The organism is Pseudomonas kermanshahensis, from assembly GCF_014269205.2.
Taxonomy (GTDB): domain Bacteria; phylum Pseudomonadota; class Gammaproteobacteria; order Pseudomonadales; family Pseudomonadaceae; genus Aquipseudomonas; species Aquipseudomonas kermanshahensis.
In genome coordinates, this window is sequence record NZ_JABWRY020000002.1 from 146,349 (window position 1) to 157,402 (window position 11,054).

At 62.6% G+C, this 11,054-nt stretch carries 10 protein-coding genes; 5 read left to right on the forward strand and 5 right to left on the reverse strand.

What is annotated here, in order from left to right; all coding sequences use genetic code 11:
* Nucleotides 1–2 precede the first annotated feature (2 nt).
* Together gmhB and HU764_RS25120 are read left to right on the forward strand one after the other, a co-directional pair.
* Nucleotides 3–530: a D-glycero-beta-D-manno-heptose 1,7-bisphosphate 7-phosphatase gene (gene gmhB, locus HU764_RS25115; protein ID WP_027592056.1), complete on the forward strand. Its 528-nt coding sequence runs from the start codon at nucleotides 3–5 to the stop codon at nucleotides 528–530.
* Nucleotides 531–590: 60 nt separating this feature from the next.
* Nucleotides 591–1,361 (forward strand): lysophospholipid acyltransferase family protein, encoded by a 771-nt coding sequence (locus HU764_RS25120; RefSeq protein WP_027592057.1) that lies wholly within the window; start codon nucleotides 591–593, stop codon nucleotides 1,359–1,361.
* A gap of 180 nt (nucleotides 1,362–1,541) precedes the next feature.
* On the opposite strand, the gene HU764_RS25125 is transcribed toward HU764_RS25120, so the two are convergent.
* Both HU764_RS25125 and HU764_RS25130 read right to left on the reverse strand, forming a co-directional pair.
* Nucleotides 1,542–3,161 (reverse strand): MFS transporter, encoded by a 1,620-nt coding sequence (locus HU764_RS25125; protein ID WP_186679273.1) that lies wholly within the window; start codon nucleotides 3,159–3,161, stop codon nucleotides 1,542–1,544.
* 97 nt (nucleotides 3,162–3,258) lie between these two features.
* On the reverse strand, nucleotides 3,259–4,905 hold the full coding sequence (locus tag HU764_RS25130; RefSeq protein ID WP_186703049.1) for a GMC family oxidoreductase: 1,647 nt from the start codon (nucleotides 4,903–4,905) through the stop codon (nucleotides 3,259–3,261).
* Nucleotides 4,906–5,065: 160 nt separating this feature from the next.
* On the opposite strand from HU764_RS25130, the gene HU764_RS25135 reads away from it, so the two are divergent.
* Nucleotides 5,066–5,953 carry a LysR family transcriptional regulator gene (locus HU764_RS25135; RefSeq protein WP_027592060.1) on the forward strand — a complete coding sequence of 296 codons (888 nt, stop codon included), beginning with the start codon at nucleotides 5,066–5,068 and terminating at the stop codon, nucleotides 5,951–5,953.
* On the opposite strand, the gene HU764_RS25140 is transcribed toward HU764_RS25135, so the two are convergent.
* From HU764_RS25140 to HU764_RS25150, 3 genes are read right to left on the reverse strand one after another with little or no spacing between them, the layout of a single operon-like run.
* The gene (locus tag HU764_RS25140; protein WP_027592061.1) at nucleotides 5,942–6,760 is read right to left on the reverse strand and encodes a sulfite exporter TauE/SafE family protein; all 819 of its coding nucleotides are present in this window, start codon (nucleotides 6,758–6,760) and stop codon (nucleotides 5,942–5,944) included. The genes HU764_RS25135 and HU764_RS25140 overlap by 12 nt on opposite strands.
* Nucleotides 6,757–8,037 carry an NAD(P)/FAD-dependent oxidoreductase gene (locus HU764_RS25145; protein ID WP_186679278.1) on the reverse strand — a complete coding sequence of 427 codons (1,281 nt, stop codon included), beginning with the start codon at nucleotides 8,035–8,037 and terminating at the stop codon, nucleotides 6,757–6,759. Before HU764_RS25145 ends, HU764_RS25140 begins: the two co-directional genes overlap by 4 nt.
* Nucleotides 8,038–8,076: 39 nt before the next feature.
* Nucleotides 8,077–8,961: an MBL fold metallo-hydrolase gene (locus tag HU764_RS25150; RefSeq protein ID WP_186703050.1), complete on the reverse strand. Its 885-nt coding sequence runs from the start codon at nucleotides 8,959–8,961 to the stop codon at nucleotides 8,077–8,079.
* A 222-nt stretch (nucleotides 8,962–9,183) separates the two neighbouring features.
* On the opposite strand from HU764_RS25150, the gene HU764_RS25155 reads away from it, so the two are divergent.
* Both HU764_RS25155 and HU764_RS25160 read left to right on the forward strand, forming a co-directional pair.
* A complete protein-coding gene (locus HU764_RS25155; RefSeq protein ID WP_186703051.1) occupies nucleotides 9,184–10,485 on the forward strand; it encodes a sigma-54 interaction domain-containing protein in 1,302 nt (433 codons plus the stop codon).
* Nucleotides 10,486–10,625: 140 nt separating this feature from the next.
* The gene (locus HU764_RS25160) at nucleotides 10,626–11,048 is read left to right on the forward strand and encodes an RcnB family protein (protein WP_186679306.1); all 423 of its coding nucleotides are present in this window, start codon (nucleotides 10,626–10,628) and stop codon (nucleotides 11,046–11,048) included.
* Nucleotides 11,049–11,054 lie beyond the last annotated feature (6 nt).

Here is an 11,054-nt window from a genome sequence, read left to right on the forward strand (position 1 = left end):
CCTTGAAACTGCTGATTCTCGATCGAGACGGGGTGATCAACTATGACTCCGACGCTTACATCAAGTCGCTGGAGGAGTGGATCCCCATCCCCGGCTCGGTCGAGGCCATCGCGCAGTTGAGCAAAGCGGGCTGGACGGTGGCCGTGGCCACTAACCAGTCCGGCATTGCCCGCGGCTATTACCCGGTGCAAACCCTCGAGGCCATGCACGCGCGCCTGCGTGCGTTGGTGGCCGAGCAGGGCGGCGAAGTGGGCCATATCGTCTATTGCCCACATGGCCCGGATGAAGGCTGCGATTGCCGCAAGCCCAAGCCGGGCATGCTGCGGGCGATTGCCGAGCACTACCAGGCCGACCTTGGCGGCGTTTGGTTTGTCGGCGACAGCCAAGGTGACCTTCAGGCCGCCCTGGCCGTCGGTGCACAACCGGTGTTGGTGAAAACCGGCAAGGGCGAGCGGACCCTGGAAAAAGGTGTCCCTGAAACTACACTGATTTTCGACGATCTGGCAGCTATCGCCAGAGAACTAATTTAAACAGTGCGCCTTAGGGCGCATTTTCTCAGGCGGGCACGCCCCGCAACGGTACATGCCACTATGTCGATCCTGCAGGCGATCAGAATCTTTCTTTTTTACCTGCTGCTGGGCACCAGCTCGTTGCTGTGGTGCTCCCTGAGCTTTTTTGTCGCGCCCTTCTTGTCGTTCCCCAAGCGTTACACGTTCATCAACGTGTACTGGTGCCGTTGCGCGTTATTTTTGACCCGCACCATCCTTGGCATCGATTACAAGATCACCGGCGCCGAGAATGTGCCGAATGAGCCGTGTGTGATCCTGTCCAACCATCAGAGCACCTGGGAGACCTTCTTCCTTTCCCAGTACTTCTCGCCGCTCAGCCAAGTGCTCAAGCGCGAGCTGCTGTACGTGCCGTTCTTCGGCTGGGCCATGGCGATGCTGCGGCCCATCGCGATCAACCGCGACAACCCTAAAGAAGCCCTGCGTCAGGTCGCCAGCCAAGGTGATGAACTGCTCAAGCAGGGTGTGTGGGTGCTGATCTTCCCAGAGGGCACCCGCGTGCCGTTTGGCACCGTCGGCAAGTTCTCCCGTGGCGGTACCGCGCTGGCGGTCAATGCCGGCCTGCCGGTGCTGCCCATTGCGCACAACGCGGGCAAGTTCTGGCCCAAGGCTGGCTGGGGCAAGCGTGCCGGCACCATCGAGGTGGTGATCGGTGAGCCGATGTACGCCAACGGCACCGGCCCTCGTGCAATTGCCGAGCTCAATGACCGCGCCGCCGCCTGGAACGAGGCCACGCAAAGGGCCCTGGGTTCGCTGCCACCCGCGGCTGAAAAGCCACAGGAGCAGACTGCTTGAGTTTCTGTGGATAACTTGTGAGCAGTTTTTCTGCGATCTGTTCTATGTATGCAGTAAGTGATTGAATTAGCTGTTTATTTCTTCACATGACAGATTTGCGAAAAACGTGCATAAGTTTTTTCGCGGCATAAAAAAACCGGCTTTTAAAGCCGGTTTTTTTATGGGTGAACCTGAGCCGCGTCAGACCTTGTCGATGTCCACGTCCTTGGTTTCTTTCAGGCAGAAAATCCCCACCACCAGGCTGATGCCGGTCACCAGCACCGGGTACCACAGCCCGTAGAAGATATCCCCGGTATACACCACCAGCGCGAACGACACCGTCGGCAGGAAGCCACCGAACCAGCCGTTGCCGATGTGGTAGGGCAGGGACATCGAGGTATAGCGGATACGGGTCGGGAACAGCTCGACCATCACCGCCGCCAGTGGGCCATAGGTCATGGTCGCGATCAGGATCATCGCCACGATCAGCACCACCACCATCACCTGGTTGACCTGCCCCGGATCAGCCTTGGCTGGGTACCCCGCCTGCTCGATCGCCGAGCGCATGGCGGTCTCGTCGAAGCCATTGATGGTCTTGTCGCCAATGTTGACCACCACCTCGCTGCCAGCCACGCTCACCGAGCTGTACGGCAGGCCTTGCTTGACCAGGAACGTCTTGACCTTGTCGCATGGGCTGTCGAAGCGCGCCTTGCCAACCGGGTCGAACTGGAAGGTGCAGCCCTGCGGGTCGGCGGTCACGACGATCGGTGCCTGGCGGCTGGCGGCGTCGATCTGCGGGTTGGCGTAATGGCTGAGCGCCTTGAACAGCGGGAAGTACAGCACCGTGGCCAGCAGCAGACCGAGCATCAGAATCGGCTTACGCCCGATCCGGTCCGACAGCCAACCGAAGAACACGAAGAACGGCGCGCCGATCACCACACTGATGATCAGCAACGTGTTGGCCTGGGCGGGGTCCATCTTGAGCATCTGGGTCATGAAGAACAGCACGTAGAACTGCGCGGTGTAGAAGGTCACCGCCTGGCCAGCATTGATGCTGAACAGGGCAGTGAGCACCACCTTGAGGTTCGGCCAGGAGGTGAACGACTCGCGGATCGGCGATTTGCTGATCTTGCCCTGGGCCTTCATTTTCACGAAGGCAGGCGACTCGTGCATGCTCATGCGAATCCAGGTGGAAATCGCCAGCAGGAAAATCGACAGCAGGAACGGCAGGCGCCAGCCCCAGGTTTCGAACTGGTCACCACTGATGTAACGACTGCCCAGTACGACCAGCAACGACAGCAGCAGGCCCAGGGTGGCGGTGGATTGAATGAAACCGGTATGGAAGCCGCGTTTACCTGGCGGGGCATGCTCGGCCACGTAGGTGGCCGCGCCACCGTACTCACCCCCAAGCGCCAGGCCCTGCAGCATGCGCAGGATCACCAGAATGATCGGTGCCGCAATACCAATGCTGGCATAGGTGGGCAGCAGGCCGACGGCAAAGGTCGACAGGCCCATCAGCACGATGGTCACCAGGAAGGTGTACTTGCGCCCGATCATGTCGCCCAGCCGGCCAAACACCAGCGCACCGAAGGGGCGAACCAGGAAGCCGGCGGCGAAGGCCATCAAGGCAAAGATGAAGGCCGTGGTGTCGTTGACCCCAGCAAAGAACTGCTTGCTGATGACCGCCGCCAGCGCGCCATAGAGAAAAAAGTCATACCACTCGAAAACCGTCCCGAGGGATGACGCGAAAATGATCTTTCTTTCTTCACGACGGCTGGCGCTGCTGGCCGTCGCACCCTGCTCTTGGATGTAATCCGACATCGTTGCTGTCCTCGGCCCACAGGCCACAGTGATTATTCTTTTTGTTCCACTGTCGGCAGCCTCCGACCGCAAGCTGCCGGTGTTGCACGCACCCGGGTCAGGGCGTCGGTATTGCGTCTTCGTTTAGGTAGGTCTGGGTCGCAGCTCCTTTGAGGATAAGTTGCGCCGCCTTTTCGGCGATCATCAGCGTGGGTGAACAGGTATTGCCGGAGGTGATCTGCGGCATGATCGAGGCATCCGCCACCCGTAAGCCTGGGATGCCATGCACGCGCAACTGGTTATCCACAACATCCTCTGGGCCACTGCCCATGCGGCAGGTGCCCACGGGATGGAAGATGGTGGTGCCAATCTTGCCAGCGGCCTCAAACAACTCGTCTTCGCTTTGCAGGGCCGGGCCCGGCAGGTATTCCTGTGGGGCGAAGGCCGCGAGGGCAGGGGCCTGGACGATGCGCCGCGTCATGCGGATGGCGTCTGCGGCGACCCGCAAGTCCTGTGGGTCACTGAGGTAGTTGGGGTCGATCAGTGGCGCGCTGTGCATATCAGCGGCGCGGATGTCGATGCGCCCGCGGCTGAGCGGGCGCAGGTTGCACACCGAAGCGGTGAAGGCCGGGAAGCGGTGCAATGGCTCGCCGAACCGCTCCAGCGACAAGGGCTGCACGTGGTACTGCAAGTTGGCCGTGGCCTGTTCGGGGCTGGAGCGCACAAACGCCCCCAACTGGCTAGGCGCCATGGCCAGCGGGCCGCTGCGGTCATAGAGATAACGCAGGCCCATGCCCATCTTGCCCCACAGGCTGTTGGCCATCTGGTTCAGGGTACGGGTGTTGCGGATCTGGTAGATCAGGCGCAATTGCAGGTGGTCCTGCAGGTTGCCGCCGACACCGGGCATGTCATGCCGCACGCCAATGCCCAAGTCTTCGAGCAGCTTGCGCGGGCCGATGCCAGACCGTTGCAGGATCCCCGGCGAGCCTACGGCGCCGGCGCACAGAATGATCTCGCGACGGGCAGCGAACTCGTGCCAGGCACCTTGCCAGCGGGCTTTTACCGCACGGGCACGGGTGTTGTTGAGCAGTACCTGATCGACCTCTACACCGGTCAGCACCATCAGGTTGGACCGGCTGAGCACGGGCCGAAGAAACGCCTTTGACGCGTTCCAGCGCACGCCACTGCGCTGGTTGACCTGAAAGTATCCACAGCCCTGGTTGTCACCGGTGTTGAAGTCGTCGACCTTGGCGATGCCACTTTGCTCGGCCGCCTCGCGGAACGCATCGAGGATCGGCCAGCTGTAACGCTGGCGCTCGACCCGCCATTCGCCGGCAGCGCCATGGTGCTCGCTGTCACCGGCAAAATGGTTTTCACTGGCCTTGAACAGTGGCAGTACGTCCTTCCAGGCCCAGCCTGGGTTGCCTTGCTCGGCCCAGTGGTCATAGTCAGCCGCCTGGCCGCGCATGTAGATCATGCCGTTGATCGATGAACAACCGCCCAGCACCTTGCCCCGTGGATAACCCAGGCTGCGACCACCCAGGCCGCGTTGTGCTTCGGTCTTGAAGCACCAGTCGGTGCGGGGGTTGCCGATGCAATAGAGGTAGCCGACGGGGATGTGGATCCAGGGATAGTTGTCACGGCCACCCGCTTCCAGCAGCAGCACGCGGCAGGAAGGGTCGGCGGACAATCGATTGGCCAGCAGGCACCCGGCTGGACCGGCGCCCACGACCACGTAGTCGAAGACAGAATCGGCTGATGGCATGTGCAACCTCGCGCCTGATTATTGTTCTTGTCCCGAACCATCTTATTGATTAATTTCGCTGTGGAAACACGAGATTTCGCGCAGCCGCTGTGCGTTTTAGCACAGTGACATGTCTGCTTTGGCCATCGCCGGCCAGAGTGAACAGCCCAAAAGGATCAGCATGTTCGACTGGAACGATCTGCGGTTTTTCCTCGAGTTGCAGCGCAGCGGCCGTTTGCTCACTGCCGCCAAACGCCTCAATACCACCCACAGCACCGTCGCCCGGCATATCGAGAGCATCGAGAAAAGCCTGGGCACGCCACTGTTCGTGCAGCATGCCCAAGGCTACGACTTGACCCCGTCCGGGCAGGCCCTGCTCAAGCACGCCGAAGCCATGGAAAACGTCGCCTTGCTGGCGCAGGAAGAAATCACCCAAGCCATCACCCCGCTGGGCAAGATCCGCCTGGGGGTGACCGAAGGCATTGGCATCATGTTCTTCACCCCGCGCATGAACGCGCTGTTCGAGCGCTACCCAGGCCTTGAGGTGGAACTGGTGGCGGTGCCGCGCTTCGTCAGCATCCTCAACCGCGAGGCGGAAATCAGCATCCACCTGGAGCGGCCCAACGCCGACCTGCTGATCACCCGCAAGCTCACCGACTACCGCCTGGCGCTCTACGCCAGCCAAGCGTACCTCGACCGCGCACCGCCGCTGCGCAACCGCGAAGACTTGGCTCGACACAGCTGGATCGGCTACGTCGATGACCTGCTGTTCAGCCAGGAGCTGCTGTTTCTCAACAGTTTCTGCCGCGCGCCCAACGTAGCGTTTCGCAGCACCAGTGTGATCGCCCAGCAACACGCGGCGCGCGCGGGCCTTGGCATTGCCGTGCTGCCCAACTTCATGGCGCGCCATGACCCGACGCTGGTCCGGGTGCTGCCCAGCGAAACCATCCAGCGCAGCTATTGGATCTGCACCCGTCGCGAGCTGCACAAATCGGTGCGCCTGCGGGTAGTGTGGGACTACCTGCTGGCGCTGTGTGCCGCCGAACAGGGCGAGCTGCTAGCCCAGTAGCGCCTTGCCGGCCAACAGCAGGGCGGCCGCCCAACCGGCCACGGCAAACATCTGCTGCAAGCGCGGCCCGGCGAGTTTGGCTGCCAATGGCCGCGCCAGCAGCAAACCGACCACCGCACCGAGCGCAAACGGTGCGCCGACCTGCCAGTGCATCACCCCCGCCAGGCTGGCGCTGACCACGCTCCCCGTGGACACCAGTGCAATCACCGCCAGCGAGGTCGAGACAATGCTGGCCATGCGCAAATTGGTGTAGCGGTTCAAGGCGGGGATGATCACAAACCCACCGCCCACGCCCAGCAACCCGGACAGCAACCCCGACAGCGCGCCGGTAAAGGCCAGGGCGCGTGCGCAGGGCAACGTCCAGCGTAAACGGCCCTGCAGCGGGTTGAGCACGCAGGGTTCGATGTAGCGGTGAGCATCGTTGGCTTCACCGCGCAGCTCCCTGGCCGCCTTGCGCCAAATGCGCAGGCAGGCGTAGACCAGCACGCCGGCGAATACCAATGCCAGCGGCGTGTTGGGCACCCGGTGCGCCAGCATGAGGCCGAAGGGCGCGACCGCGATGCCGATCAGGGCAATGAACAACGCCGCTCGGTAGCGCACCAACCCCTGACGCAAACCCAGCACTGCCCCCACGGCGGCAGCAAGGCCCACCGCCAACAGGCCGACTGGCGCCGCCTCGGCCATCGACAGGCCAAGGCCAAACACCAGCAATGGCACCGCTAGAATACCGCCCCCCGCACCGGTCAAGGCCAGCACGGCACCGATGACCGCCCCCAAGCCTGCGCCCAACAGTTGGTGTTCGATCACTGTTTGGCCTCAGCTACCAATGGCTGCGGCCGCGCCAACCATTCACGCCCCTTGAGCATGCCTTTCCAGTACAACGGCGGCAGTACCCGCGCCTTGAGCAACCAGGCCAGGCGCGTCGGCCGTCGGCCATCGAGTAGCCAACGGGGGAAGCTCGGCGCCACTTTGCCGCCGTAGGTGAACTCGGCCAGCACGATCTTGCCGCGCTCGACAGTCAGCGGGCACGAACCATAGCCGTCGTACATGGCAAGGGTAGGGAGCCTGCCCAACGCCACCAGCACGTTATTGGCCACTACCGGCGCCTGCTTGCGCGCTGCCGCAGCAGTCTTGGCATTACTGGTGTTGGCCACGTCGCCCAGGGCATGGATAGTGGTGAACTTTCGATGGCGCAAGGTCTGCGGGTCGACGTCGACCCAGCCCGCGCTGTCTGCTAACGGGCTCTCGCGAATGAAGTCTGGCGCCACCTGCGGCGGCACCACGTGCAGCATGTCGAAGGCCTCGACTCGGGTTTCAGTGCTGCCGTCGGCCAAGGTACGCACGAACGTCGCGCGCTTGCCGGGGCCATCGACCGCCACCAGGCGATGGGCGTAGTTAAGGTCCACGGCGTACTTGTCGATGTAAGCCATCAGTGCGGGCACGTAGTCGGCCACGCCAAACAGCACGGCCCCGGCGTTGAAGTAACTGGCTTTCACATCCCCCAAGTGCCCGTGGCGCAGCCAGTGGTCGCAAGACAGGTACAGCGCCTTCTGCGGCGCACCAGCGCACTTGATCGGCATCGGCGGTTGGGTGAACAAGGCGCGGCCCTGCTTGAGCTGCTGCACCAGTTGCCAGGTGTACGAGGCCAGGTCGTAGCGGTAGTTGGAGGTCACGCCGTTACGGCCCAGTGTCTCGCTCAGGCCGTCGATGGCCTGCCAATCGAGTTTCAGGCCTGGGCAAACCACCAACTGTTCATAGCTGATAGCGCGGCCATCTTCGAGTACGACCAACTGGCCCAAAGGGTCGAAGCCCTGCACGCGCGCCTTGATCCAATGTACGCCACGAGGAAGGGTCGAGGCCATGGTGCGCGCCGTGTCTGGCGCCTTGAACACACCGGCACCGACCAGGGTCCAGCCGGGCTGGTAGTAATGCACGTCGGCGGGGTCGATCAGGGCGATATCCAGTGACGGATCACGGCTGATCAGGCTGGACGCGGTGGCGATACCGGCAGCGCCGGCACCGACGATCACCACTTTGTGGTGGTCGGTATTGAGCGTGTTGGCAGGGTGGAGCAAGGCAGGCATGGCGGTATTTCCTGGAAATCTCGTTATGGGTAAAAGCGGTTAAAGCGTGTTCAAAGGAATCTTCAGGTAGCTCACGCCATTGGCCTCGGGCTCAGGGAAGTGGCCGCTGCGCATGTTGACCTGCACCGATGGCAGGATCAGCACGGGCATGTCGAGGGTCTTGTCGCGGGCTTCGCGCATGGCCACGAAGCTGTCTTCGTCGATGCCGTGGTGAATGTGGACGTTGCTGCCTCGTTGCTCGGCCACGGTCGTGACGTATTGCATGTCGCGCCCGCCCGGCAAGTAGTCGTGGCACATGAACAACCGGGTCTGGTCGGGGAAGGCCAGCAGGCGGCGGATCGAGCGATACAGGGTGCGGGCATCGGCGCCGGGGAAGTCGCAACGGGCCGTGCCATAGTCGGGCATGAACAGCGTGTCACCGACGAACACCGCCGTTTCACCGCCATCGACCACCACATAGCTCATGCAGGCGGGGGTGTGCCCCGGCGTGTGCAAAGCACGGGCATGCAGGTTGCCGATACGGAAACCTTCCTCATCCTCCAGCAGGACATCGAACTGGCTGCCATCCCGGGCAAAGTCGGGTTCGGCATTGAACAGCGCGCCAAACACTTTCTGCACCTGGGTGATCTGCGCACCGATGGCGGTGTGGCCGCCAAGCTTGTCCTTCAGATAGGCCGCGGCCGACAGGTGGTCTGCATGCACATGGGTTTCCAGTATCCACTGCACCTCGGCATCGAGCGCCTTTACCCGGGTGATCAACCGGTCTGCCGAGGCGGTGCAGGTGCGCCCCGACTTGGGGTCGTAATCCAAAACGCTGTCGATCAACGCGCATTTGCGCGTCTCGCCGTCCATGAGCAAGTAGCTGATGGTCGAGGTCGCCTCGTCGAAGAAGGCTTCCACGTGAAGGTTGTTACCGATGATCATCACGTTCTCCAAAGTTTCCTACGCCCCCTATAGAGGCGTAGGCAGTGACCGGAGGTTTATCAAGATGCATGCCAGGGTTTTTCACAGGCCTTGGCCAATGAATACGGGCCAGGCTGGCGCTTGCCTGGCAACATGGCAGCCACGTTGGCAGTCGACTGTCAGCCAATGGCAGTGTTTGGCAGTCCTTGCTACCCTCCGCCGGGTTATCACATCGGTGCCGTCATGCCTGAGCCTCATCACATCATCCTAGCGTTGGTTTCCTACCTCGAACACGATGCCCTGCCCACCATCGTGCTGGACACGGACTACAACATCCTCGCAGCCAACGCGGCCTACCGCCGCCAGTTCGGCCGAGACCAGCAGGCGCCGCTGGGTGAAAAATGCCACAAGGTCTCGCATCACTATGCCGTGCCGTGCGACCAGGCCGGCGAGCCTTGCCCCATGCGCAAGGCATGGGACAGCAAGGTGCCGGAACGTGTGCTGCACATTCATCACACGCCACGCGGCCCTGAGCATGTGGACGTCGAGCTGCGGCCGATCCTGGATGAGCAGGGCAGGGTGGTGGCCTTTGTCGAGCGCCTCACCACCATCACGCTCGCCGCGGCGCAACCTCAGCAGCAGGGCTTGGTAGGGCGGGCGCCAGCGTTCAAGGCAGCATTGGCCAGCCTGCAGCGCGCGGCGCCCGCGCAAATCCCAGTGTTGCTCCAGGGCGAATCGGGTACCGGCAAAGAGCTGTTCGCCCGCGCCCTGCACATGGGCAGCCCGCGCGCAAACGGGCCGTTGGTCGTGGTCGACTGCACCGGCTTGACCGAGTCGCTGTTCGAGAGCGAGCTGTTCGGCTACGAGAAAGGGGCGTTCACCGGCGCCAACCAACGCAAGATCGGCCTGGCCGAAGCCGCACATGGCGGCACGTTGTTCCTCGACGAAATCGGCGAAGTGCCGATGGCCATGCAGGTCAAGCTGCTGCGCCTGATCGAGTCCGGCAGCTTCCGCCCGGTGGGCAGCCTGCGGACCGTGCACTCGGATTTCCGTTTGGTCTCGGCCACGCACAAGCCGCTCAAGAGAATGGTCGCCGAAGGTACGTTCCGTGAGGATCTGTATTACCGCATCAGTGGCTTTCCTATACGGCTGCCTGCCCTGCGTGAGCGCGTGGAGGACCTGCCATTGCTGGTCGAGAGCCTGCTCCAGCGTATGGCTGGGCAGCCCGCGCCCAGGTTGGCCGATGACGCATTGAAGCACCTCGGGCTGCATCCGTTCCCGGGCAATATCCGCGAGTTGCGTAACATCCTTGAGCGGGCACGGCTGTTTGCCGATGACGGGCTGATCCGTCCCGAGCACCTGCCTGACGACATCGGCCCACCGATTGCACCCGGCGTGACCAGGGGCCGAGGCCATAGCGACCTGAGTGAGCTGGCGCAGGCGCTGGAGCAGTTTCAGGGCCCACGCAGTGAGCTGGCGCGCCACTTGGGCATGAGTGAGCGCACCCTCTATCGACGCCTGAAGGCACTGGGCCTGGGCACGTAGGCAGTCTAGGCCTTGCCCACCTTTACCTGACCTTTACCTCGAGCCAAGGAGTAGCTTGGCAAAACCGCTGTCTGATCCGTTAACCGCACCAGGCGAACAGAACTTGCGCTGGGCATTAACATGCAGAGGATCAGCAACACATGAAGAAAACCCTGACCGTGCTGTGCGCCGCGCTGATGTTCAGCGCGCCGCTGGCCAGCTTTGCTCAACCGGGCCCACCCCCGGGGCATGACAACGGCCCCTCCCATCAGGGCAACACACCGCATGGCAACGGCCAGCACGGCAAACAGCCGCAGGGTCGGCCGGGTAACGGCCATGCGCCAGCCCCTTACCAAAACCCGAACTTCCGTCCACAGCCGGGTATGCCGATACCTCATCAGCAATGGCAACGCGGGCATGCCGTTGACCCCCATTACCGCGGCGATCGCTACTGGGTAACCGACTGGCGTGCACGTCACCTCTATGCGCCACCGCGTGACCACCGTTGGTTGGCTGTGAATGGCGACTATGTGCTGGTGGCGATTGCCAGTGGGGTGATCGTGAACATTCTCAGCGGCTACTGACCCACC